Origin of the sequence: Hymenobacter sp. B1770 (assembly GCF_049896385.1) — a bacterium.
Classification (GTDB): Bacteria; Bacteroidota; Bacteroidia; order Cytophagales; family Hymenobacteraceae; genus Hymenobacter.
On sequence record NZ_JAFCUF010000004.1, the window covers coordinates 418,628 to 442,848 of the forward strand.

At 57.7% G+C, this 24,221-nt stretch carries 21 protein-coding genes; 10 read left to right on the top strand and 11 right to left on the bottom strand.

The annotated features are described in order from the left end of the window. Nucleotides 1-62 precede the first annotated feature (62 nt). Complete coding sequence (locus tag ACP7AJ_RS11025; protein WP_426060249.1) at nucleotides 63-308, bottom strand: hypothetical protein; 246 nt, start codon at nucleotides 306-308, stop codon at nucleotides 63-65. Between the two features lie 54 nt (nucleotides 309-362). Between ACP7AJ_RS11025 and ACP7AJ_RS11030 the strand changes: the two genes are divergently transcribed. Further along, nucleotides 363-1,709 carry a YfcC family protein gene (locus ACP7AJ_RS11030; RefSeq protein WP_426060250.1) on the top strand — a complete coding sequence of 449 codons (1,347 nt, stop codon included), beginning with the start codon at nucleotides 363-365 and terminating at the stop codon, nucleotides 1,707-1,709. A gap of 173 nt (nucleotides 1,710-1,882) precedes the next feature. On the opposite strand, the gene ACP7AJ_RS11035 is transcribed toward ACP7AJ_RS11030, so the two are convergent. Continuing rightward, nucleotides 1,883-2,290, bottom strand: a complete 408-nt coding sequence (locus ACP7AJ_RS11035; protein ID WP_426060251.1) for a DUF6960 family protein — start codon at nucleotides 2,288-2,290, stop codon at nucleotides 1,883-1,885. A 567-nt stretch (nucleotides 2,291-2,857) separates the two neighbouring features. On the opposite strand from ACP7AJ_RS11035, the gene ACP7AJ_RS11040 reads away from it, so the two are divergent. Continuing rightward, a complete protein-coding gene (locus tag ACP7AJ_RS11040; RefSeq protein ID WP_426060252.1) occupies nucleotides 2,858-4,741 on the top strand; it encodes an alpha-amylase family glycosyl hydrolase in 1,884 nt (627 codons plus the stop codon). 133 nt (nucleotides 4,742-4,874) lie between these two features. Here ACP7AJ_RS11040 and ACP7AJ_RS11045 read toward each other — a convergent pair whose 3' ends face one another. Continuing rightward, nucleotides 4,875-5,504, bottom strand: a complete 630-nt coding sequence (locus tag ACP7AJ_RS11045; protein WP_426060253.1) for a nitroreductase family protein — start codon at nucleotides 5,502-5,504, stop codon at nucleotides 4,875-4,877. Nucleotides 5,505-5,735: 231 nt separating this feature from the next. Between ACP7AJ_RS11045 and ACP7AJ_RS11050 the strand changes: the two genes are divergently transcribed. The 7 genes from ACP7AJ_RS11050 to trpS all read left to right on the top strand — a co-directional run bounded on the left by ACP7AJ_RS11050 (nucleotide 5,736) and on the right by trpS (nucleotide 12,494). After that, nucleotides 5,736-7,574, top strand: a complete 1,839-nt coding sequence (locus tag ACP7AJ_RS11050; protein ID WP_426060254.1) for a glycosyltransferase — start codon at nucleotides 5,736-5,738, stop codon at nucleotides 7,572-7,574. 81 nt (nucleotides 7,575-7,655) lie between these two features. Beyond that, nucleotides 7,656-8,531 (top strand): DUF4198 domain-containing protein, encoded by an 876-nt coding sequence (locus ACP7AJ_RS11055; RefSeq protein WP_426060255.1) that lies wholly within the window; start codon nucleotides 7,656-7,658, stop codon nucleotides 8,529-8,531. Nucleotides 8,532-8,601: 70 nt separating this feature from the next. Next, entirely contained in the window at nucleotides 8,602-8,976 is a 375-nt protein-coding gene (locus ACP7AJ_RS11060) for an STAS domain-containing protein (RefSeq protein ID WP_046246220.1), read from the top strand. Nucleotides 8,977-9,080: 104 nt separating this feature from the next. After that, nucleotides 9,081-9,992, top strand: a complete 912-nt coding sequence (locus ACP7AJ_RS11065) for a ribonuclease Z (RefSeq protein ID WP_426060256.1) — start codon at nucleotides 9,081-9,083, stop codon at nucleotides 9,990-9,992. Between the two features lie 105 nt (nucleotides 9,993-10,097). Next, nucleotides 10,098-10,844: a queuosine precursor transporter gene (locus tag ACP7AJ_RS11070; protein ID WP_426060257.1), complete on the top strand. Its 747-nt coding sequence runs from the start codon at nucleotides 10,098-10,100 to the stop codon at nucleotides 10,842-10,844. Between the two features lie 26 nt (nucleotides 10,845-10,870). Further along, nucleotides 10,871-11,446: a hypothetical protein gene (locus ACP7AJ_RS11075; protein WP_426060258.1), complete on the top strand. Its 576-nt coding sequence runs from the start codon at nucleotides 10,871-10,873 to the stop codon at nucleotides 11,444-11,446. Between the two features lie 73 nt (nucleotides 11,447-11,519). Beyond that, a complete protein-coding gene (gene trpS / locus ACP7AJ_RS11080) occupies nucleotides 11,520-12,494 on the top strand; it encodes a tryptophan--tRNA ligase (RefSeq protein WP_426060259.1) in 975 nt (324 codons plus the stop codon). A 201-nt stretch (nucleotides 12,495-12,695) separates the two neighbouring features. Here the strand turns inward: trpS and ACP7AJ_RS11085 are convergent, their stop codons facing one another. The 3 genes from ACP7AJ_RS11085 to ACP7AJ_RS11095 all read right to left on the bottom strand — a co-directional run bounded on the left by ACP7AJ_RS11085 (nucleotide 12,696) and on the right by ACP7AJ_RS11095 (nucleotide 15,862). Continuing rightward, on the bottom strand, nucleotides 12,696-13,604 hold the full coding sequence (locus ACP7AJ_RS11085; RefSeq protein WP_426060260.1) for a hypothetical protein: 909 nt from the start codon (nucleotides 13,602-13,604) through the stop codon (nucleotides 12,696-12,698). 155 nt (nucleotides 13,605-13,759) lie between these two features. After that, nucleotides 13,760-14,899 (bottom strand): CaiB/BaiF CoA transferase family protein, encoded by a 1,140-nt coding sequence (locus ACP7AJ_RS11090; RefSeq protein WP_426060261.1) that lies wholly within the window; start codon nucleotides 14,897-14,899, stop codon nucleotides 13,760-13,762. A gap of 225 nt (nucleotides 14,900-15,124) precedes the next feature. Continuing rightward, nucleotides 15,125-15,862: a class I SAM-dependent methyltransferase gene (locus ACP7AJ_RS11095; protein WP_426060262.1), complete on the bottom strand. Its 738-nt coding sequence runs from the start codon at nucleotides 15,860-15,862 to the stop codon at nucleotides 15,125-15,127. A 254-nt stretch (nucleotides 15,863-16,116) separates the two neighbouring features. On the opposite strand from ACP7AJ_RS11095, the gene ACP7AJ_RS11100 reads away from it, so the two are divergent. Then, nucleotides 16,117-17,799, top strand: a complete 1,683-nt coding sequence (locus tag ACP7AJ_RS11100; protein WP_426060294.1) for a DEAD/DEAH box helicase — start codon at nucleotides 16,117-16,119, stop codon at nucleotides 17,797-17,799. A 115-nt stretch (nucleotides 17,800-17,914) separates the two neighbouring features. Here the strand turns inward: ACP7AJ_RS11100 and ACP7AJ_RS11105 are convergent, their stop codons facing one another. From ACP7AJ_RS11105 to argS, 5 genes are all read right to left on the bottom strand, one after another. Beyond that, nucleotides 17,915-19,909, bottom strand: a complete 1,995-nt coding sequence (locus ACP7AJ_RS11105) for a DUF2075 domain-containing protein (RefSeq protein WP_426060263.1) — start codon at nucleotides 19,907-19,909, stop codon at nucleotides 17,915-17,917. Nucleotides 19,910-19,979: 70 nt separating this feature from the next. Then, the gene (locus ACP7AJ_RS11110) at nucleotides 19,980-20,876 is read right to left on the bottom strand and encodes a 1,4-dihydroxy-2-naphthoate polyprenyltransferase (RefSeq protein WP_426060264.1); all 897 of its coding nucleotides are present in this window, start codon (nucleotides 20,874-20,876) and stop codon (nucleotides 19,980-19,982) included. 244 nt (nucleotides 20,877-21,120) lie between these two features. Beyond that, on the bottom strand, nucleotides 21,121-21,621 hold the full coding sequence (locus tag ACP7AJ_RS11115) for a glutathione peroxidase (RefSeq protein ID WP_426060265.1): 501 nt from the start codon (nucleotides 21,619-21,621) through the stop codon (nucleotides 21,121-21,123). 158 nt (nucleotides 21,622-21,779) lie between these two features. After that, nucleotides 21,780-22,361, bottom strand: a complete 582-nt coding sequence (locus ACP7AJ_RS11120) for a TIGR00730 family Rossman fold protein (RefSeq protein ID WP_426060266.1) — start codon at nucleotides 22,359-22,361, stop codon at nucleotides 21,780-21,782. 50 nt (nucleotides 22,362-22,411) lie between these two features. Beyond that, nucleotides 22,412-24,208 carry an arginine--tRNA ligase gene (gene argS, locus ACP7AJ_RS11125; protein ID WP_426060267.1) on the bottom strand — a complete coding sequence of 599 codons (1,797 nt, stop codon included), beginning with the start codon at nucleotides 24,206-24,208 and terminating at the stop codon, nucleotides 22,412-22,414. Nucleotides 24,209-24,221 lie beyond the last annotated feature (13 nt).

The window sequence follows — 24,221 nt, forward strand, 5'->3', positions numbered from 1 at the left end:
AGTAGGTGGCGCCCCCGGGGGTCGGGGTCGCTTATGGTGGTGAGTAAACGCTGCCTCTATTGCTACAGCGCATCGGGCAGCCGCACCAGTTTCAGATAGTCGCCCAGCCCGTTCGGCGTTTGAAACACGTGAATGAAGAGGATGTGTTCCTCGCCCCGGCTGCGCCAAATCTCCGCGTAAAAGCCCTCCACGGCGTACAGCGTCAGTTCGAAGCTGTCTTCCTGGCGTTCGGCCAGGCGGTGGCCGTGCCGGGCGATGTGCTCGGCCTGTCGACGCTGGTGCAAAGCTTTGAAGTCCGTAAGGGTCATGGATGCGGAACCGTGGTTTTGCAAAGTTCGTGCGTAGCCGCCCTACTTTGTGCCATGAACACCTTTCGCTTTCCTCACCCGCTGGTGCTGCTTGTAGGCTTTATTATACTGGCCGCGGTGCTGAGCTACGTGCTGCCCGCCGGCCGCTTTGACCGCCAAAAGGACCCCGAGACCGGCCGCGATGTGGTGATAGCCGGCTCCTACCACCGCGTGCCCGCCACGCCGGTAGGCCCGCTAGATATGCTGGTGAATATTCCCAAAGGCTTGGCCGATGCCGCGGCCGTGGTGTTCCTCATCTTTTTGGCGGGCGGCGCCTTCACGGTAGTGGACCAGACCGGGGCCCTGCGCCACGGCGTCGACTGGCTGCTGACCCGAGCCCAAGGCCGGGAAGTAGTGGTAATACCGTTGGTCAGCCTGCTGTTTGCCACCATGGGCGCCCTCGAAAACATGGGCGAGGAAATCATTCCGCTGGTACCAGTGCTGCTGGTGCTGATGCGCCGGCTGGGCTACCCCACCCTCACGGCCGTGGCGGCCAGCGCAGGTGCCGCTTTTGTGGGCGCTTCGTTCAGCCCCATCAACCCGTTCCAGGTGGGCATTGCCCAGAAATTGGCGCAGCTGCCGCTGCTCTCGGGCGGTGGCTGGCGCATGGCATTCTTAGCTGTGGCCGTCACCGTCTGGATTATCGGCACCATGCGCTACGCCACCCGCCACCGCGTGCAGCCCGAAATTACGCCCGAAGAAATTGCGGCCGACCAACGAGGGGCCGGCCGCCACGGGCTGGTGCTGCTCCTAATGCTGGTCACGTTCGGCGTATTTGCCTACGGGGTGCTGAAGCTGGGCTGGGATTTCGAGCAGATGTCGGCGCTGTTCTTCGTGCTGGGCGTGAGCGCGGGCTTACTGGGCGGCTTGGGAGCGACCGGTACCGCCGAGGGCTTCGTGGCCGGCTTCCGCGACATTGCGTTTTCGGCCATCCTGATTGGTTTTGCCCGCGCCATTTTTGTGGTGCTGGAGCAGGGCAACATCGTGGATACCATTGTCAACGGCCTGGCCTCGCCCCTGGCCCACTTGCCCGTAACCTTCGCTGCCCTGGGTATGATGGCCGTGCAAACGGCCCTGCACGTGCCCGTGCCCAGCGGCAGCGGGCAAGCTACCCTCACCATGCCGCTACTCACGCCACTGTCAGACCTCATCGGCCTCTCGCGCCAAGTGATGGTGCTGGCATTTCAGTACGGCGCCGGCCTCTGCGAGCTGATTACGCCCACCAATGGCACGCTCATGGCCATGCTGGCGGCGTGTGGCGTGCGCTTCGAGCAGTGGCTCAAGTTTGTGTGGCCGCTTTATGGGCTTTTGATTCTGCTGGGGATAGCCAGCGTGGTGGGCGGCATTGCGGTGGGGCTATAACCGCGCTTGGAGCTTATTGAAGAATGGCGAAATAAAAAAAGAGTATCATGCTGAGCTTGTCGAAGCATCTCTACCGCGTAAGTAATCTGATTTACTATTGCGGTAGAGATGCTTCGACAAGCTCAGCATGATACTCTTTTTCTTGCCTTTATTTCTTTACGGAAGAAATGAGCCTAATCAGCTCGCAGCTCCGAGCCTTTGAAAATCTTCGGCAGCTTGCGCTTGCGTTCCACAATCTGATACGTGGCGGTGTCTGTGCTTTCGTCCCAGAACACATCCGAAACCTGCCCAAAGTGGCGGTACTGGCCCGGCTCCGGCGTCACTTCCTCCACCGAGTCGCCGAAGCTGAACTTGGGCTTGTGGTATATTTCCTTGAACAGCTCCGGTTTCACGAGAAACTGCTGTTCGTCGTAGCGGATGGTCACCCATTCCCCTTCTTCATCTTCGCTGATTTTCTCAAATAGCTTGCCCACCGGCTCCAGCAACTCAAACGAGCGGCGGTTGGCGGGGTGAATATACCGGAAGCCATATTCGGGCGACCAGCCATAAAGACCAAAAATGACGGGTTTGGGACGGCGCATTCTTCTTTAGTGAGCGGTTATTGCTTCAGTTTACTAATGAACGATGAACAAGCTCAGGGCGCAATTTGCTCACTACGGCAGTAAATCATGGCCGATTGATGCGTTGTGTTGCCCTAAACTGCAAGCCAATTTGCTATCGACCAATGGCTTCTAGCTATTGGCAACTCGTAATCTTCGATTAAATTCCTTACGTGCGCCAGCGCCGCTTGTACTCCTAGCCAAAGCGCCCCATGATAACCGCCCCTGTTAGCAACACCGCCGCGGGGCCGGATGGCGCAAGCTTTTGCCCGCCTACCGCCGAAGATACTTGCGGTGAAAAATCGGGGCAGATTCATCCAAATCGGGAGTAGCCCATAGCCCAGGTCGCGTTCGTGCCCGAAAGCTGGCAATAACCAGCAACGCTGCCAAGTGCTCAGCCGGTGCCAAACACGAGCACGTCTTTAGTCCGTGCCTGCTAAAAAGCTCAACTGTTTGGCCATTAAACGACCATTCTCGTATTGTCGAGCTATCCCCGTCCAACATCAGCTGCATTTTCGGCTGCCCGGGCGGCGAACTTCTTCTTTTTCAATGCCTATCGCTTCCGTATCCGGCCGCGCCAGAGTTGCGTCCCAATCCCCTGCTAAAACACCAACTAAAAAAACACCTTCGCTTCCATCGGCTACCCTGCAACCGGGCATGGGTGCCGTGCCCCACGCCGCCGGCACCACGTTTCGGGTGTGGGCGCCCCACGCAGAAGCGGTAGCCGTTATCGGCTCCTTCAACGAGTGGGATGCGGCACGAAACACCTTGCAGCTGGAAGGAGATGGCTACTGGGCCACCGACGTTGCAGGCGCCCAGCCCGGCGACGAGTACAAATACCGCATCACCCATCAGGGCAGGGAATTTGACCGCAACGACCCTTATGCCCGGCAGGTAACCAATTCGGCCGGCTCCTCGGTAGTGCACAACCCGCACTTTGACTGGGGCGACGACAATTTCCGGATGCCCGCCTGGAACGAGCTGGTGATTTACGAACTGCACGTGGGGACCTTCAACGCCCCCAACGCCAGCCACGTGGGCACCTTCCTCAGCGTGGCGGAAAAGATGCCTTACCTGCGCGATTTGGGCATCAATTGCATCGAGCTGCTGCCGGCTACCGAGTTTCCGGGCAGCCGCTCGTGGGGCTACAATCCTTCCAATCCCTTTGCGCTGGAAAGCGACTACGGCGGGCCGGTGGCTTTCAAGGAACTGGTGAAAAAAGCCCACGAGCACGGCATTGCCGTGGTGCTCGATGTGGTGTACAACCACTTTGGCCCCGGCGACCTCGACCTCTGGCAGTTCGATGGCTGGAGCGAGAACGGCGGCGGGGGCATTTACTTCTACAACGACTGGCGCGCCCACACGCCCTGGGGCGACAACCGCCCCGATTACGGCCGCCCCGAGGTGCGCCAGTACATCCGCGACAATGCCCTGATGTGGCTGCACGACTACCGCGTCGACGGCCTCCGGGCCGATGCCATTGCCTTTGTCCGCAACGTGCACGGCGAAAGCGACCCGGCCGCCGACCTGCCCGATGGCTGGAGCCTGATGCGCTGGATAAACGAGGAAATTGCCCGGACCATGCCCTGGAAAATCACCATTGCCGAGGACATGCGCGGCAACGCTGGCATCACCGAAACCATCGAAAACGGCGGACAGGGCTTCAATTCGCAATGGGACAACCAATTCCTTAACCCCATTGTGCGGGCCCTGACCACGCCCGAAGATGCTGACCGCGACATGCACGCCGTGGCCGAGGCCCTGACCGTCAGCTACAATGGCGATGCCTTCCGCCGCGTCATCTACACCGAAAGCCACGACGAAGTAGCCAACGGCAAAGCCCGCCTGCCCGAGGAAATCATGCCCGGCGACGCCGCCCATTGGTTTCCGAAAAAGCGCGCCACCTTGGGCGCGGCCTTGGTACTCACCGCTCCCGGCATACCCATGCTGTTTCAGGGCCAGGAATTCCTGGCAGACGGCGCGTTCGTCGACACCGAGCCCCTGGACTGGCAGCGCGCTGAGCACCGCGCCGGCCTCGTGCACCTCTACCGCGACCTCATTGCCCTGCGCCGCAACACTCGCGGCAACACGGCAGGCCTGGGCGGCCAGCACACCCACGTCTTTCACCTCAACAACACGGACAAACTAGTCGCTTTCACCCGCTCTACTGCCCAAGAAGGCCCTGGCGAAACGACTGTCGTTGTTGCCAACTTCGCCAATAAAATATACGAGGCCTATACCATCGGCCTGCCCGGTCCCGGCCATTGGCGGGTGCGCTTCAACAGCGACTGGCAGGGTTACGATGGCGAATTTGGCGATTTTGAGAGCTTCGGCACGGAAGCTTTCAAAGGAGAGTACGACGGCTACAAGTGGCATGGCACCATCGGAATAGCGCCGTATGCGGTGCTGATTTTATCGCAGGGAGAGCACTAGGCGTAAGCCTGCAAACTACTCTTCTCTTGAGCGGGAAGCCGAGCAGCGAGGCACTACGCTTGCGAACAAAAAAGCCACTGCGGAAACGCAGTGGCTTTTTTGTTTAATCCTGTCAGGCTCTCTAAAAATCTGCCTATACGTCGGCTTGGTCATAGCGCTCGTCCTGCAACCCGGGCCAGCCGCCTTCAAACACAAACTCTGCCAGCGGCTTGCGCGTCCGGGAGGCAAGCTCCTTATCGCGCAGCCCCTCAGACAGAAGGCTGGCGTCGCCGGGGTAGCCAATGGTGAACAAGGCCACTGGCTCATAGCCGGCAGGGATGGTAAAAGCTTCCCGGATTTTATCAGCCGAGAAGCCCGCCATCTGGTGGATTTGCAGGCCCAGCTCGGTGGCTTGAATGGCAAGCGTGGCCGTGGCCTGGCCCACGTCGTGCCGGGCCCAGGCATTGGGGTTTTCGTCGTGCGAGAAGTGGAGCTTGGCAATGCTCACGACCAGGACGGGGGCGTTTTTAGCCCAAACCTGGTTGAATTCGCCCATGCTGGTCAGTATTTTATCGTACGCTTCGGAGCTGGTTTCGCGGTTGCCCACGAGGTAGCGCCAGGGCTGCTCGCCAAAACAGGAAGCGGCCGAAGATGCCGCTGCGAAAACCTGCTTCAGGGCATCGGCGGGCACGGGTTGGTTGGTGTAGGCCCGGGGGCTGCGGCGCTGCGTTAGTACCGGCAGAACAGGGTGTTCGAGTGCGAGAATGTTGGTGGTATCAGCCATACGGCAAGTTCAGAATGGGGTGGGGCAAGCCATCGGCTCACCGCCAGGGTGAAGAATGATTGTAGCGCGCTTAACAGCTACCGTGCTCCGAAGTTTTGGCAGCCGAGGCAGTACCTCATTAGCAGCAACTTCGACCAAAGGCCGAAAAAAATCGTTTGCAATGGCATCTAAGCGCTGATAAGCTTTACCTTTCGCCGCGTTCACACATCTGTCATTTCGCATCCTCCCCCTATGCAGCCTACGCCCCACGCCCCTGATGTCCTGTTCCCCGACGCTTTATTGGTAGAGGTTGCTTGGGAAGTTTGTAACCAGGTAGGAGGCATTTACACCGTTATCCGCTCGAAAGTGCCAGCCACCGTCCCCGTCTGGGGCGACCGTTATTGCCTGGTGGGCCCCTACTTCCCCAACCAGGCCCAGGGCGAGTTTGAGCCATTCGATGATTTGGCTATTCACACGGCTTCCGACCCCTTCGGGGCCGCTGTGCGCACCATGCGCGCCCAGGGCTACGACGTGCAAATCGGCACCTGGCTCGTGACGGGACGTCCCCGCGCCGTGCTCATCAATCCTTTTCAGGCCTACAACCAACTGGGCCAGTTGAAGGCAGAACTCTGGCAGCGCCACGGCATTCCCTCGCCCGACAACGACGACCTCCTGCACCAGGTAATTGCTTTTGGGCACCTCACTACCGTTTTCTTTCAGCACGTGGCGGCCCAGGTAAAGCCCGAACAGCGCCTGCTGGGCCACTTTCACGAGTGGATGACGGGCGTGGCCATTCCGGAGCTGCGCCGGCTGCAAGTGCCAGCCCATCTGCTGTTCACGACCCACGCCACCCTGCTGGGCCGCTACCTGGCCATGAACGACGCCAACTTCTACGACCACCTCATGTGGGTGAACTGGGAAGTCGAGGCTAAGAAATTTAACATCGAGCCGGCCGTGCGCATGGAGCGCGCCGCCGCCCATGGCAGCCACGTCTTCACCACGGTGAGCGAGCTCACGGTGCGCGAGTGCATTTATTTACTGGACCGGATTCCGGATGCGGTGCTGCCCAACGGACTCAACATCGAGCGGTTTGTGGCCCTGCACGAGTTTCAGAACCTGCACCAGCAGTACAAGGCCAAAATTCACGAATTCGTGATGGCCCACTTCTTCCAGTCGTACGCCTTCGATCTGGATAAGACGCTGTACTTCTTCACTTCGGGCCGCTACGAATATCACAACAAAGGCTTCGACCTGACCCTCGAAGCCCTGGCCCGCCTCAACCACCGCCTGCAGGCCAGCGGGAGTGAAGTCCAGGTGGTGATGTTCTTCATCACCAAGCGTCCTTTCACCAGCATCAACCCGCAGGTGCTGGAGCGGCGCGCCATGCTCGACGAAGTGCACGAAACCTGCCAGGCCATTGAGCGCCAGGTGGGCGAGCGGCTGTTTTATGCCGCTGCTTCCAGCCCCGACCACAAGTTGCCCGACATCACGAGCATGGTCGACGACTACTGGAAGCTGCGCTACCGCCGCACCCTGCAAAGCTGGAAAACCAATGCGCTGCCCTCCGTCATCACCCACAACCTGGTAAACGACCAGGACGATGACATCCTGAATTTTATGCGCCGGGCCCAGCTGCTCAATCACCGCCACGACCGGGTGAAGATGGTGTACCATCCGGATTTTGTGTCGCCCTCCTCCCCGCTGCTGGGCATGGAATACGGCCAGTTTGTGCGCGGCTGCCACCTGGGCGTGTTCCCCTCCTACTACGAGCCCTGGGGCTATACCCCGCTCGAATGTGTGGCCCGCGGCGTACCCGCCATCACCTCCGACTTGTCGGGCTTTGGCGACTACGTGCTCCAAACCATTCCGGACCCCGAGCAAAAAGGCATTTTTGTGGTACACCGCCAGGAAAAATCCTTCGACGAATCGGCTGAGGAGCTCTGCAACATGCTCTGGGACTTTGTGCAGCACAGCCGCCGCGAGCGCATTATGCAGCGCAACGCAGTAGAGAGTTCGGCCGAGCTGTTCGACTGGAAAAACCTGCGCGTACACTACGACCGGGCCTACGCCCTGGCGCTGGAGCGGCAGTAAAAGACCACTCAGGTGCGCCGCCGCGCGCACTAAAATTGGACTAGTGGCTCGTAGCGGTTCGCAGCACTCACTGTATCTTCAATGATGAGAATATCTATTCCCGCCGCTCTTTTGGTTTGCGCCGGCCTGAGCGCTGCTGCCCACGAGTTCTGGCTTGAAGCGCCACGCTTCCGCCTGCAGCCCGGACAGACAATAAACATCCGGCCCTTGATTGGTGAAAACTTTAAGGGCGAACCGTGGACCAACAAGGCCGAGAAGGTGATGCGCCTGGTTCGCTTCGGCCCCACCCCGGCCGACTCCACCGACCTCACCCCGGCGCCCAGCTTTGCTCCCACCGATACTTTTCGTACCGCTTTGGCCTTTACCAAGCCGGGAACCCATGTGGTGCTGCTGCGCTCCACAAATTCTTTTATTGAAATGCCCGCCGCGGAGTTTGCCGCTTACCTCCGCGAAGAAGGCCTCGACTACACGCTGAAACTGCGCCAGGAGCGTGACCAGCAGACCGCGCCAGGCCGCGAAACCTACCGCCGCTGCGCCAAAGCGCTAGTGCAGGTAGGCGAGGTAGCAGCAGTTGCGGCAGCGACCGACAGCGCCTGCCGCAAGATTTATGGCCTGCCACTGGAACTGGTGCCGGAACAGAATCCCTATCGGATTTCTGCCGGCAAGGCATTGACAGTATTGGTGTTACGTGCGGGCCTGCCAGTATCCGGGGCCGCCGTGCAGATATGGCAGCGGCAGCCTGGCGGCCTGCCTACTACACATTTTACGGTGCGTTCTAACCAAAACGGGCGAGTGCTGTTACGTCTGTCAGGACCCGGCCCCTACTTGCTGGCCACAGTGAGCATGACCGAGGCCCCAGCCAAGCTGCGCGACCGCGCCGATTGGCAGTCGACCTGGGCGTCTTTAACCTTTGCCGGACCAAGCGCGGCCGTACGAAGGACCGCCGCAAAACATTAGCCAACTTCGCCTAAGATTTTGGGTTTTTTCTTTACCTTCGCCGTTCTCTTACCCTCCTTGCCTACGCTGTATGAAGTACACGATTGATAAAAAAGAAAGCTACACCATAATTACCATTGAGGAAAAGAAGCTCGACACCACTGTTGCGCCCGACCTCAAATCGGAATTTGTGAAGCTTAACGCCGAAGGCATTAACAACCTGATTCTCGACCTAACCAATGTGAAATACACGGATTCGTCGGGCCTCAGCTCCATTCTTATTGCCAACCGTCTGTGCAATTCTACGGGCGGCCTGCTGGTTCTTACTGGCCTGCAAGACCACGTGCTCAAGCTCATCACCATCAGCAAGCTGGAGTCGGTGCTCCATATTTTGCCCACGGTAGAGGAAGGCATTGACCGGGTATTTTTGCACGCCATTGAGCGCGACCTGACGGATAAGGAGTAACTTTTTTAAAGCTGCAAGCTATAAGCTGCAAGCCGCAAGCCGCGTTCAGTCGAACAGGCTTGCGGCTTGCAGCTTATAGCTTGCGGCCATTATAGCCCCCACCCTTGACTTTTGAGCTGAAGATTTTGGGCTCGGCCTCGGCCACTCCAGTACTTTCCCGCCACCCCACGGCGCAGGTGCTCACGGTAGGCGCCAGCAACTACCTGATTGATTGCGGCGAAGGCACTCAGTGGCAAATGCTCGAGCACCGCGTGCGGCCCCACCAGCTGCAGGCCATTTTTATCTCGCACCTGCACGGCGACCATTACTTCGGGCTGTTTGGCTTGCTGGGCACCATGCACCTGCAGGGCCGCACCCAGCCGCTACACATCCTTGGGCCCGCCGGGCTCGATGAAGTGCTCAGCGCTCAGGCCCGGGTGTCCAATATGCAGTTGGGTTTTCCTATGGATTTTACGGTGGTCGACACCGAAATCCACGCCGTGGTATATGAAGACGAGTTGATTACGGTGTCTTCGCTGCCCATGCGTCATCGCATTCCCTGCGCCGGCTACCTCTTTGCCGAAAAGCCCCGCCGCGCCAACCTTCTCAAGGACAAATTGCCAGCTGGCCTGCGCCCCGACCAGCTGGCCCGCTTGGCCCACGGCGAAGACCTGCCTGCCGATAGCCAACAAGCTGGCCTGCGCCATGCCGACGTGGCCGGCCAGCCGCCAGTGCCGCGCCGCTACGCCTTCTTTTCCGACACGCTCTACACCCCTGCCCTGGCCGACCTGATTCGCGGGGCCGACCTGCTCTACCACGAAGCCACCTTCCTGGAAGACCTAAAAGAGCGCGCCGCCCAAACCCACCACAGCACCGCCCGCCAAGCCGCCCAGCTCGCACACGATGCAGAGGTTAAACACCTTTTGCTGGGCCACTTCTCGGGGCGCTACAAGAGCCTAGAGCCCCTGCTGCACGAAGCCCACGAGGTGTTTCTGGCTACTGCACTAGCCACTGAGGGGCTGATTGTAAGTTTGTAGCGTTGGCTTACAGCTTGCACTTTCGCGAGGCCTGGCAACAACAATTTTCGGCTTCGCTGCCTTACTATACCACGACTTTTTCCTCTCTATAGCTGGAGTTACTGCATGCCCACCTACGCTCACAAAAAACAGCAGCTCTACTTGGTTCTCAGCGGTATCTTTATTGTGAATGCGCTGCTGGCTGAGATTATTGGGGTTAAGATATTCTCGGCTGACAAGCTGATGGGGTTGCCCGGCAACCTCACGGCGGGCGTGCTTATATGGCCGGTGGTTTTTGTGACTACCGACATCATCAATGAATACTTTGGGAAAGCGGGTGTCTTGCGGATTAGCTACCTAACGGTGGCGCTTATCCTGTTTGCGTTCGGGGTTATCTTCCTTACCACTACGCTGCCGCCCGCCGATTTTTGGCTCGATGTAAATAAGACCGATGACCTTGGAAGGCCGTTTGACATTGAGTATGCTTACGACAGTATTTTTCGGCAGGGACTGGGCATCATCACCGGCTCCATCGTTGCGTTTGGCATCGGCCAAGTGCTCGATGCCTCCGTTTTCGCCGCTATTCGCAAGGCTACAGGGGGGCGTTTTGTGTGGCTGCGCGCTACGGGCTCTACGCTGATTTCGCAGCTGGTCGACTCCTTTGTAGTGCTGTATGTGGCCTTTTATATGTTCGGTAACTGGTCGCTGGACCAAGTAATGAGGGTGGCGAACACCAACTACTGGTACAAATTTGCGATGGCTATTCTGCTCACGCCGATGATTTACCTGGCCCATTATGTCATCGACAAATATCTAGGACAAGAAGAGACCGTGGAGTTGCAGAAGGAGGCAGTAGAGAATATTTCTGTCTAATAATCAACCCAGATAATTCACCGTTAATGCGCGCACTTTTATTCATCATAATTACCCTTATAGTTCCTCATTTTGTTCAAGCCCAATCGGATTTCGCGAAGGGAACCTTCCGGTTGAAGAAAATCCCTGAAATTCAGATGAGTGGCCTGCTGCGAAGTGGTAGCAGCTTGGATGTGAAGCAGACCCCGGATGGTCCAAGCGTAAAGTATCCGTGGGAAGACATATTATCTTATAAAACAGGTATTTACCGTTACATTCGAGCTAGTGGTTTCACAATGAGAAATCTTTCAGGCTGGTCTCACGAAATAGCGGACAACAGGTTCGTTCTATTGCTAGACAGCGGAGCCGTGTCGCTTATGCGCTATGAATATGATTTCGCCCTATACAATACCAATCAGCCACCGCCCTCTATCATTTTATTGCAACGAGCCAATGAAAAGGAAGCTACCGATATTCCATATAGTGTGTTTGAGGGTGGAGGAAAGAAATTCCGAGAATCACTAAAGCCCTATGTAACCGAAAGGCCGGATTTGTTAGCCTTGTTGGCCGATAAAAAAAATCACGATTTACAATCTGCTAACCTTTATTCATGCCTTGAATAATAAAGAGCAGTTTCTAAATTATCCAATACAAGGGCCTTTGCCCAGCAGCAACTAAGCGTAATCTATTTCCTTCATGTCCCGCATTCTCACCGGCATCCAGAGCACTGGCCGCCCCCATTTAGGCAACCTGCTCGGTGCCATCCTACCCGCCATCGAGCTATCGAAAAGCCCAGCCAACGACTCCTTGTACTTCATTGCTGATTTGCACTCGCTCACCACCGTGCGCGACCCTGAACTACTGCGGGCCAACACCTACGCCGTAGCCGCCGCCTGGCTGGCTTGTGGCTTTGACACGGAGAAGAACCTGTTTTACCGGCAGTCCGACGTGCCGCAGGTAACCGAGCTGACCTGGTACCTGAGCTGCTTCACCCCTTTCCCGATGCTGGCCAATGCCCACTCGTTCAAGGACAAGTCGGACCGGCTGTCGGACGTGAATGCCGGCCTCTTCACCTACCCGGTACTCATGGCGGCCGATATTCTGCTCTACGACGCTGAAATCGTGCCCGTGGGCAAAGACCAGATTCAGCACCTGGAAATAGCCCGCGACATTGCCACGGCCTTCAATGCGCGCTACGGCGAAACGCTGGTGCTGCCCCAGGCCCGCGTCGATGCCCAACTCATGACCATCCCTGGCCTCGATGGCCAGAAGATGAGCAAGAGCTATGGCAACATCATCGACGTTTTCGCACCGGAAAAGGAGCTTCTAAAAACTGTCAAGAGCATCGTTTCGGACAGCACGCCGCTGGAGGCCCCCAAAAACCCCGAGACTGACACGACCTTCAAGCTCTACTCCCTGCTGGCCACCGCCGAGGAAACAGCCACCATGCGCGCCAACTATGAGGCCGGCGGCTACGGCTACGGCCACGCCAAAAAGGAACTGTACGAGCTGATTTTGCGTCGCTTCGCTACGGAGCGGGAGCAGTTCACCTTCTACATAAACAACCTGCCTGAACTGGATGCTCAGCTGGCGATTGGGGCCCGGCGTGCACAAGAGTATGGCGCTGGGGTGCTGGCTAAGGTGCGGCAAAAGGTGGGCTACGGGAAGTAGAATTTACCTGCGGGAAACCTCACCCGGGGACCTCACCCCAGCCCCTCTCCCACGGAGAAGGGAGCCTAACGAAACTAATGGAAACAGAAAGTCCCACTGCTCATCGCAGTGGGACTTTCTGTTTGAAAGCTTATTAGCACTTTTGCCGTGGCTCCCCTCTCCGCGGGAGAGGGGCTGGGGGTGAGGTCCTCAGCTACCACATCAAGAACCCTGCTGCTGCGCCGAGAAGCTGAATCCAACTTTACTGCCGCGGCTCACCTGCTGGTTTTCCAATTTCTGCTTGACGCTGATTTTCTGGATTTCAGGCAGCGGCGGCGCAATTAAGTCGTTATTAACGGCGGCAATCATGGCGCTTTCCACGAACAGGCGCATGGCGTCGGTTGTGATTTTGTTGTCCGACATGTCGTTGTTGGGCAATTCGAGCTGCTGCACGCCTTCTAGATAGTAGTGGTTGTCGATGTTGACAAGCAGGCGGCCGACGAGGTAGCCAGGGTCGTTTAGACGCTGATATTTAATACTATCGGCCATGAAGTTGTACGCCATGATGTGGCCGAAGAAGCGGCGCCGGAAATCCGCGTTTACATAAGCACTGTTCATGGGGCCGTAGTCGTCGGGGAACGTCACCACGTTGGAATGCATGACAAACACCAGCAAGTCGCCCGAAAACTTTATGTGATACTCCATCTCGTTGACGGGCCGGTACTCAATCACCACGCTCGAATCGAGGGCCGTAAGCTTATGCGCCAACTCAACCACCAATTCCTGGGTTACGAGCCGCAAGCAATCAAAGGCCGCTTGGGTATTGCGAAAAATGGCTTGTTTGGCGGTTGATTTCTGCTTTAGACCTTCGAATATCTGGTCGAGGCGGTCGGCAGGGGCCGCGGTAGGCGAGCCGGCTTGGGCAATGGGGAGGTTGTCGGTAGCAGTGGCGCCGCTGTGAGCTGCTTCCGGGGCCGCGGTAGGCTCGGCAGCAGCTTTTTGCTTACGGGCTTTAGCCGGCTTTTTGACCGGGGCTGGGGCCTCCGCTACGCTGGAGGCTCCATTACCAGCCGTTTCAGTGGGGGCGAACAACTCCGGTTCGGCGTTGGAATTAGTGGTTGACTTGGCCATGCGAAAGGATTAGTGCTACGCCCCAAATAACAGACGCGCGAGGGTATACAACGAAGATAAGCAGAACAGGAAACGCCGCTCGGTTCCGTTGCCTTGAACCAGGAGGTACGAAAGAAAGCAAGGCCTTAGTTGCAAAAACAACCACCGACAGCGGTTCACTCGTCGCTGTGCGACGGCTTACTCAATGCGGGTGGGGCACTTAGCTGAGCCGCCACCTCCCACTCCGAACTGTGGAATGCCACTGTGCGCAGGCCCGCTGCCCCGGGCAGCAGCATGGCTGCGGCCGAAGGATGAGCCAAAGCCTCTCCTACGCTGCGCACAGCACCGGCTGGCACTGCTCGCCGCTCAAGCTCGGCCAGCAGCTCATCGCTGTTTGCGGCAGCGATGCAGTCGGTAAGGAGGCGCTCTAGTTCGGCGCGGTGCTGCACTCGGGCGGCATTAGTTGCAAAGCGGCTGTCCGTTGCCCACGCCGCTTGGTTTAGGGCAGTGCACAGCTGACGAAACTGGCCATCGGACCCCACAGCCAGCACGAGCTGGCGGCCGTTGGCAGAGCGATACACAGTGCCGTAGGGGACGATACTAGGGTGGCCGGAGCCCATGGGTTTTGGGTCGTACCCCGTCACGAGGAAAGTGGCTGCTTGGTTGGCAAGGGCCGACAATGCGCTGTCCAGCAAACTCACGTGCACCAGCGCCCCAAGGCCGGTTCTTTCCCGCTGAAACAGGGCAGTGAGGAGGCCTTCTTTCAGTTGGTGCGCCGCCAGCAAATCGACCATGGCCACCGGCATTTTCTGGGGCGGGTGAGCGGGGCCAGCGGCGTTGAGGAACATGAAGCCGGCTTCGGCCTGGAGCACGGCATCGTAGCCGGCGCGGGCATTATCGGGGCCATAGCCGGTAAGGTGACCGTAGATAAGACGCGGGTTTTTAGCGGATAGGCTGGCATAGTCCGCCTTGAGCTTCTCGGCATCGCCGGGCTTGTAGCTGGCCAGCACAATGTCTGCTGTGCTGGCCAAGACGTGCAGCCGGGCTTGGCCAGCAGCAGTAGTGAGGTCCAGCACCAGCGACTGTTTGCCCCAGTTAGAAGCGGCAAAGTAGGCCGAAACCGAAGCATGGGAAGTCACTTGCGGAGCAGCAGTTTCGGCAGTGGTTTTCCAAGTGCGGGTGACATCGCCGGCGGGGCTTTCTATTTTCAACACCTCTGCTCCAAGCTCCGCGAAGAATTGCCCAACCTGAGGGCCAGCTAGCACGGAGGCGAGCTCTAACACGCAGAGGTCTGCGAACGGACCTTGAGTATTCATAGATTTTGCGAGCAGTTAAAATTTGGTTTTCTCTCCAACGCCTTAGCCCAATCTATGCACTCGTCTACCATGGCAATCACCTCGTCGGCATCACCACTCAATTCAATGCGACGGTTGTTTCGGTCAGTTAAAGACACAATTAAATGTCCATTTGATACTTCATTAATGCGAAGAAGCCACCCTGGAATTGGGTAAGTATTGTCGTGAAAATTCATCACTAAGCACCTAGTCTACACGCCCTACCCGCACGAACACCGGGAACACGACCTCCCGCTCGCCGGGTCCCCATAGCTCCATCACTTCAGCGGCTATTAGGTCTACGGCATCTTCGCCCCGTTCATTCTGATATTTCACCACGCTCGACCACGTACGCAGGTATTGCAAAAACCACTCGGCTGACCACTGCCGCTGCACGGAGAAACGCGCCCGCTGCACCCCGGCAAAAGGAAAGGGAATGCGCGCGTACTCATCGTCGATGTGCCAGCGGTTGGCGTCCCAATATGGCCCCATTATCACATCGTGGAAGTGCCGAATGAGCGGGTCAACTTCCGGACTTATCTGCACCAAACCGTAGCCCCATTCGGCCAGCACGGCCCCGGAGCGGGCCACCCGGCGCACTTCGGCGTGGTAAGCAGTCGCGTCGAACCAATGCACGGCCTGCGCCACGGTAATGAGGTCGAAGCGTTGGTTGGGAAAGAGGGTTTGCTCGGCGCGGGCGGTTTGGTAGTGAAGATTGGTCCGGGGAGTGGCTTGCGCCAGCTGCTTTTCGCTCAGGTCCGTGGCGTCGACCCGCACAAAATGGTCGGCCAGCACCACGGCTACCTGGCCATTGCCGGTGGCACAGTCCCAGGCTCGCTCGCGGCCAATAACCTGCGGCAATAGCCAGTCATACAGCGCAGCAGGATAGTCGATACGGTAGCGGGCATAGTCAGCGGCTTGGGCTGAAAAACGGTCGAGGGCCATGGCACAGGGCAACCAAGTGTTGTCTTGGCGTGTTGCAAGAACGAGATTCTTTGGTTTTACGCGCTGGCTCAGCCTTTGCGCCCCTCCCAACTCTTCGTTTTTCTATGGTTGGGGTTCCATCGTATCTTTACTCCAAATCAAGCGGTTCGCTGGCCCGGCATCAAGGTCAGCCCAATATTTCACTACAAACAAGCTGAACCTTGACGTTTCACGAATTTAAGCTTCACGACGACCTGTTGGCTGGCATCGACGCCATGAATTACCAGCAGGCCACCCCAGTTCAGGAGCAGGCCATCCCCAAAATCCTCGACGGTAAAGACCTCATTGCCTGTGCCCAAACTGGCACCGGCAAAACCGCCGCCTACCTCCTGCCGCTGCTCGACAAGATTTCGCACGACAAGCACGGCCACACCACTACCCTCATTCTGGTGCCCACCCGCGAGCTGGCCACCCAGATTGACGAGCAGGTGATGGGCTTCGGCTACTACGTGGAAGCCAGCAGCATTGCCATCTACGGCGGCGGCAAGTCGGAGAACTGGGAGCAGCAAAAGCGCGCCCTCACCTCTGGCGCCGACATCATCATCGCCACGCCCGGCCGCCTCATTGCCCACCTCCAAATGGGCTACGTGAAGTTCGACAAAATCAAGTACCTGGTGCTGGACGAGGCCGATAAGATGATGGACATGGGCTTCTCCGATGACATCTTCAACATCGTGCGCCAGCTGCCTACCAACCGGCAGACGCTGCTGTTCTCGGCCACGATGCCGACCAAAATCCGCGACTTCTCGCAGCAAATTCTCAAGAACCCCGAGGAGATTCGACTGGCCGTATCGAAGCCCGCTGCCGGCATCGACCAGCAGATGTATATGGCCTTCGACCGCCAGAAAATCTACGTCCTCGAGCACATCATCAAAACGCAGGACGTGCAGAGCATGGTGCTCTTCACCAGTCAGAAAGCAGCCGTTGGCGGCATTGTAAAAGCCGTCAACAAGCTCGGCATTGAAGCCCGAGGCATCAGCTCCGACCGCACCCAGGAAGAGCGCGAGGAAATCATGCGCGCCTTCAAAAACAAGCAGTTCCCCATCCTGGTAGCTACCGACGTTCTCAGCCGCGGCATCGACATCGACTCGCTCAGCCACGTGGTGAACTACGACATCCCCCGCGCTGCCGAAGACTACGTCCACCGCATTGGCCGCACGGCCCGGGCCGCTACCAAAGGCACTGCCATCACCTTTATCTCCGACCAGGACCAGGACCGGGTGGTGAAAATTGAAAAGCTCATCGAGCGCGACCTCGAGAAGCGTAGCATTACCGAAGAGTTGGGCCTGGGCCCGGCCCCGGAGTTTGACCCCAAGCGTTTTGCTGGTCTGGGTGGTAAAATTGGTGGCCGTCCGGCCCGCGGCGCCCACGGCGGAAGTGGCGGTGGCTCCCGCGACGGCGGCCCACGCCGCGAAGGTGGCGTAAGCCGCGATGGCGGCCGTGACCGCGACGGAGGCCGCCCGCCCCGCCGCGACGCCCCCGACCCCAAAGACCCCAAGCACATCGAGCGCATGGCCAATGCCAAGAATGCCCTCGCGGCGCTTGATGCCGGCAGTGCCCCCACCGTGCCCTACCAGCGCCCGCCCCGCGAGCCCCGTCCCGAGGGCGAAGCCCGCCCCGAGCGCCGCCCGCGCCCCAAGGGTGAGAACCGCCCCCCACGGGAGCCTCGTGCTCCGCGCCCGGAAGGCGAGCAGCGCCCGCCCCGGGAGCCACGCCCGGAAGGTGAAGCCCGTGCACCCCGCGCCCCTCGCGCCGAAGGTGATTCGCAAGAGCCACATGCAGAAGGTGAGCGCCGCCGGAGCCGCGGCGGCCGCAACCGCAAGCGAGGTCCTAAGCCGGAAGGCGATACTCAGCCGAAAGAACCACAGAGTTCACCTGCTGCTTCTGCTTCAGAGTAGCCTGCAGTTATTTCAGACAAAACAGCTCCACTGGATATCCAGTGGAGCTGTTTTGTCTGCTGTTTTTTTCAATTTGACCCAGACGACCAGCTACAAAAAGCAGCCTTAAAACTTCTCAATCTCTGCCTACTTTTCCCAGTTCTGGTAGGCCAATTTGCAGGAAGAAAGCATACGTTTCCGCATAGAAATTCGGAAGTCTGGTTTCGTCGGTAGCCGACCCTTCGGGGATGAAAAGTACCATGCCTTGCCGAGCACGCGTCAGCAGTACTCGATAGGCGTTCAGTAGATAGCGTCGACTTTCAAGGGTATTGCATTGTTGCCACCGAGTGCCCTTAAACTTGCGAAAGTGCCACTTTCCTTGGTGCAACCACAAATCAGCATCCCAGGCCAAGCCTACCCAATCCAGTTCTAGGCCCTGAATATCAAATTCGGTCGCTACGTCTTCTAAATAGTACGATGACCGCACGTCGTCACGGCCGTTTAGAAACCAGACTGGGGCGTCGATTTTATCTTTAATGTTCAACCCCAGTGGTTTCAGCCTATGTGCCCCCGAAGAAGCTACCAAGCCATACCTCTCGGTACCGCGTGCTTGCTGTCGGAGCCAAGCCTTCGCGGGCTCTAGCTGGCGTGTCAATTGAATTGGATATACGTCCCGCAGTTGAGAGGCGTAGATGTGCTGAGCTTTTTCAACATCGGCATCAAGGATGGCTTGAACGAAAGCGGCAACGTGTTCGGAACGAAAAGAGCGGACGGAAACAGCCAAATGCAGCGCATCCAATGGCTGGGCTTGCAAAGCATCTAACCGGGCCACTCCGGTGACAGTATTCAAATAGTTTTGGTCGTCACGAATGCGGCGGGAATAATAGATATCCCAATCAGAAAAGCGTGATTCAAATGCTCGGAGCCATTCTTCTAAACCTGCCTCACCCGTGTTGATTTCTTGCCCGCCTCCTACCAAACACACGACGGTGCACCAGTCGGGATGGCGGTCCATCACTTCAATCAAAAACTCTGGCTCTGACATATTAAAATCAGGTTGCCCGCGCTTTTGTTGCATGAATTTACTGGCTTGCTGGGCTGACCATGCCCGCTGAGCCTCATCAAACACCGTCACTTTTTCAATTGGAGGGCCTTGGGTGCGCAAGGCCTCATCTCGAAAGTGGTGAATGTTCTGTATGAAAGTCCTTACTTCGGAAACAGCCTGCTTCTTATCGATGCGCCGACCAATACGTTTGGCATCGTGCACTTTGTCACGAGCCAGTGCTTCGCGTAGCACATCTACCAGCGGCCCATTTCCGGACAAAAACACAGCATGCTCAACTTCATCTATCTGGGTGCGCTCGCTAGCAATATTAAGCCCTGCTAATGTCTTTCCAGCTCCCGGGACTCCTGTTACGAAGCAGATGGATTTTCTTCCATTTGCTTTCGAGCCGTCAATGATATCGGCCACACAAGCACCTGTGACAGTCAGGTTTTCTGCTCCGGCATCGGAGCGAGAAATGTCAGTTACTCGGTGCCCTTTGTATATGGCCTGGGCTGCTTCGATAATCGTAGGTGTGGGATGATACCCGGACCGAAGCCACGCCTGAACGTCAATTACTTGTCCGGCAACACCAGCAGTGCCTAAGTGCAATAGTTCTGCAATTTGACTCTCGTTGCCAAGCATTGCTTGGCATAACCCATCTTCAAAAGAAAGCAGTATGTTGCGATGAGTTGGTGCATGCGTGGCAATCAATATCGGAAGGATGCGAACATGATGACTACCTGCGTGGAAGTTCTTGAGGTCTAGAGCATAGTCAAGTACTTGGTCCTGCCCACTTTGGTCGTAAGTAGTGCTGCGCACTTTAAATTCGAGCACAAATACTGCGTCGTCAAGGAGTACCAGCACATCGGCTCGCTTGCCCATGCGGGGAATGGCAACTTCAAATAAGACATGCCCTCGGGCAAAATACAGCAACTCGTTTTGGAGCACCTTAATCTGGTGTAGCCATGCTCCCTTCTGCGACTCTTCTAAAGCATGCGTGTGCTCCAGCGCCAATTGTCCTATTATACTTTCTTCGCTTTGAATTAGAAAATCGGCAATTGGGGCGTGGTAATAGGCGCGTTGCATTGATGAGATTGGTGAATCAGAAAAGAGTCTAAGCCGGTAGTTGACCAGACAAAGCAACGACAAAAGCAAATCACCCCAACACCTGCCCCACCCCAAATAGCACCGTAAAAATCAGAGTACTAAGTGCCATTTGCTTAAGCAACGGATCAATCTGCATGGATTCTTGCCGCTGCCACACCTGAACGGCGTTGAAAGCAAAAAGTGGGACGGCCAGTGCAAAAAGCCACTGCCAGGGCGAGCGGTACGTGAGCGCCACAAACACCGTGGCGCAGCCTAGTCCCAACACCAGCAGCAACCAATGGTACCGCCGCGCGTGCATAGGCCCGAGCCGCACTGGAATTGTGATTTTACCCGCTAGCACATCGGAGTTTATATCGCGAATGTTGTTCACATTCAGTACCGCCGTGGCGAAGCAACCCAGCGCCGCTGCTGGCAGCAGGATGGGCAAGGGCAGCGTGCGCGTCTGCAGAAAATAGGTACCGCACACTCCTACCAAGCCAAAGAACAGAAACACTGAAATATCACCCAAGCCCGCGTAACCATAGGGGTTAGAGCCGGCCGTGTAGTTCACCGCGGCCCAAATGGCGGCCAGCCCTAACGCCAGGAAGCCCAGAAACAGCCCCAACCCTGCAGCGCCCAGCGCCACCCAAAGCAGCGAGAGGCCACTGAGCAGCGACAATACCCCACAAATCAGCATACCGCGTTTCATTTGGGCCGGGCTGATGGCACCACTCTGCACGGCGCGCTGCGGGCCCTGGCGGTGCACGCTGTCGGCGCCGTTTTGGGAGTCGCCATAGTCGTTAGCTAGGTTGCTGAGCACTTGCAGCAGAATGGTGGTGAGGGCGGCCAGCGCAACTACCATCCCATTAAACTGCCCGGCCGCCGCTGCCAGAAAGCCGCCCGTGAGAATGCTGGCCAGAGCCAGTGGCAACGTGCGGGGGCGAAATGCAGAAATCCAGGGCGACATACTTTTTTTTGTAAAGGGATGCAACAAGAACGTCATGCTGAGCGGAGTAAAGCAGTCCTACCACACGATTTTGCCTAATCGGCTGTCATGCTGACGAAGGAAGCATCCTATCTCGGCTGAACGATTTGTTCGAACCAGATAGGATGCTTCCTTCGTCAGCATGACAGACGAGACTGGACAGGGGAAGCAGTAGCGAGGCCTTCACCAGTTCAGCATGACGCTCCCACTTCAATGGCAGGACAAATTACTTTGAGATGTCCGCTAGCAACTCTGGGCTAAGAGGCTTCACGTCAGACTTGTAAAACTTCACCACGTGGCCATTCTCGTCGACCAAGTATTTGCAGAAATTCCAGTTAGGGGCGCTGTCTACGGCGCCGTTCTGTTTTTTATCGGCCAGGAATTGAAACAGCGGCGCCGTGTCGGCGCCACTCACCGATACCTTGCTGAACAACGGGAAGGTCACCCCGAAATTCTTCTCGCAGAAAGCGGCAATCTGAGCTTCGGTGCCGGGCTCCTGGCCGCCGAAGTTGTTGGCCGGAAAGCCTAGCACGGTCACTTTGTCGCCGTGCGTTTTATACAGTTCCTCCAGGTCTTTGTACTGCGGGGTGTAGCCGCACTCCGAGGCAGTGTTCACAATCAATAACTTTTTGCCTTTGTACTGGCTCAAGCTCACGTCTTTGCCATCGATGGACTTCACAGTAAAATCGTAAACAGAACCGGTTGCAGTTTCAGCAGAAGTATTCATAAGAGGAGATTGAGCTGGTTTGGCTACTATAAACACCACCGCAGAGGCAGCAGCGACCAATGTGAGAAGAATGATTTTTTTCATGCAGTAGGTGGCCAATCCTGACTAGCCGCCTGCATAACCCGGGGCAGGCTCGCTGGGTTTTGGGCCGCGGCTAATTAGGTGGTGGGCACCGTGAGCCACTTCTCGAGCTGCACCGGCTGATAGGCAGCCAACTGGGCCAGCAAGTCGGCCGGGTCGGCGGATTGCAGCAACTGGCTGCGGTTTTCGGCGCGCAGCAGCTGGTCGTCGCGCATGCGGTCGAGGGCCAGCAGCAGGTGGTCGTAGTAACCATCCACGTTCAGCACGGCCACCGGCTTGCGGTGCAGGCCAAGCTGGCCCCAGGTGAGGACTTCGAACAGCTCTTCGAGGGTGCCGTAGCCGCCGGGCATGGCCACGAAGGCATCGGCGCGGTCGGCCATCAGGAGCTTCCGCTCGTGCATGCTCTTCACCACATGCAATTCAGTACAGCCAAGGTGGGCCAGTTCTTTGTTGGCTAGGAAGTCAGGAATTACTCCGACTACCCTGCCGCCGTGGGCCAGCACTGCATCGGCGATGGTGCCCATCAGCCCTACCCGGCCGCCGCCGTACACCAGCGTGAGGTCGTTGGCCACCATGGCTGCGCCCAAGGCCTGCGCCTGGGCAATGTAAAGAGGGTTGGTTCCGGCACTGGAACCGCAGTAAACGGCAATACTTTTCATCTTTTTAAAACAATGTAGAGATTCGACACTTGGCTACGCCGTTCTAGCAATTACATGCGCTCGGGCACTTGGATGCCCAGTAGGCCAAACGCCGCTTTAATCTGTTCGCCAGTGCGAGCCGACAGGGCTAAGCGCAGGTTGCGTTTGGCAAGGTCGGCTTCTGCGAAAATCGGCACTTTGGCATAGAAGCGGTTGTAGTTCCGGGCCAAGTCGTAGGCATACTGGGCCACCACGGCAGGCGACAGATTCTTTGCGGCTTCGGCTACCACAGCCGAATAGCGCGCCAGCTCTTGTATCAGCTCGCTATCGGCGCTGTGCAGCTCCGTCACGGTGCTCCAGTCAGCAGTTTCGTCAACCCCCAACTCTACTGCTTTGCGACGGACAGCAGCGGTCCGCGAGTGGGAATACTGGATAAACGGCCCGGTGTCGCCTTCCAGATTCACCGACTCTTCGGGATTGAAGAGCATACGCTTCTTGGGGTCCACCTTGAGAAGGTAATACTTCAGGGCGCCCAGGCCCAACATGTGGTACAGCTCCTCCAGCTCGGCGTCGGTCAGGCCTTCGGTTTTGCCTTTTTCGAGAGTAGCAGCTTTGGCGGCGGCCACTACGTCGCGCACCAGCTCGTCGGCGTCGACCACAGTGCCTTCGCGCGATTTCATCTTACCCGAGGGCAGGTCCACCATGCCGTAGCTGAGGTGATGGATGGCCTCGGCGTAGGGCTTGCCCAGCTTGCGCAGGGTGGCCTGCAGCACCTGCATGTGGTAGTTCTGCTCGTCGGCGATTACGTAGATGCTGGAGTCGTAGCCAAAGTCCTGGTACTTCAGCTCGGCCGTGCCCAGGTCTTGGGTGATGTAGACGCTGGTGCCATCGGCGCGGAGCAGAAGCTTTTCGTCGAGGCCCTCGGCCTGCAAGTCAACCCATACCGAGCCATTCTCTTTCTTGAAGAACACGCCCTTTTGCAGGCCTTCCTCCACCCGCTCCTTGCCCAGCAGGTAGGTGCCCGATTCGTAATAAAATTTATCGAAATCGACGCCGATGGTGCGGTAAGTTTCATCAAAACCCTCGTACACCCAGCCGTTCATCTGGCGCCAGAGGCTTACTACGTCTTCGTCGCCGGCTTCCCAGGCTTGCAGCATCTGCTGGGCCTCGGTCATGAGCGGGGCGCTTTTCTTGGCCACGTCGGTGGCCACGCCTTCGGCTTCGAGCTGGCGAATTTCCTCGCGGTAGTGCTTTTCAAACAGCACGTAGTACTTGCCGGCGAGGTGGTCGCCCTTCATGCCGACGCTCTGCGGCGTTTCGCCCTGGCCGAAGCGCTGGTAGGCAATCATCGACTTGCAAATGTGAATGCCGCGGTCATTCACCAAGTTGGCTTTGGTGACGGTGGCGCCGGTAGCTTTCAAAATCTCGGCAACCGAGTAGCCCAGGAAGTTGTTGCGCAAATGGCCCAGGTGCAGGGGCTTATTGGTGTTGGGTGAAGAGTATTCGACCACCACATTGCGCGGAGCATCTGGCAAGGACACGGGAGCCTCTGCAGGCTGGGCGCACAGTTGGTTGAATACCTGCAGCCATTCCGAATCGGCAACTTCCAGGTTAAGGAAGCCTTTCACCACGTTGTAGCCGCTCACGCGGGGCTCGTTGGCTCGCAGCCATTCGCCCAGCGCCTGCCCAATCTGCTCGGGGCCTTTGCCGAAGCTTTTGGTTAGCGGAAACGTGACCAGGGTGAAGCTGCCGACAAACTCCTTGCGCGTGGGCTGAAGCGTGAGGCTGGCGGCGGGGATTTCAACGCCAAATACTGCCGTGGCGGCAGCCTGCAAGGCGGTTTTGAGAGAGTTTTCTAGTTGTTGCACGGGGCAAAGGTAC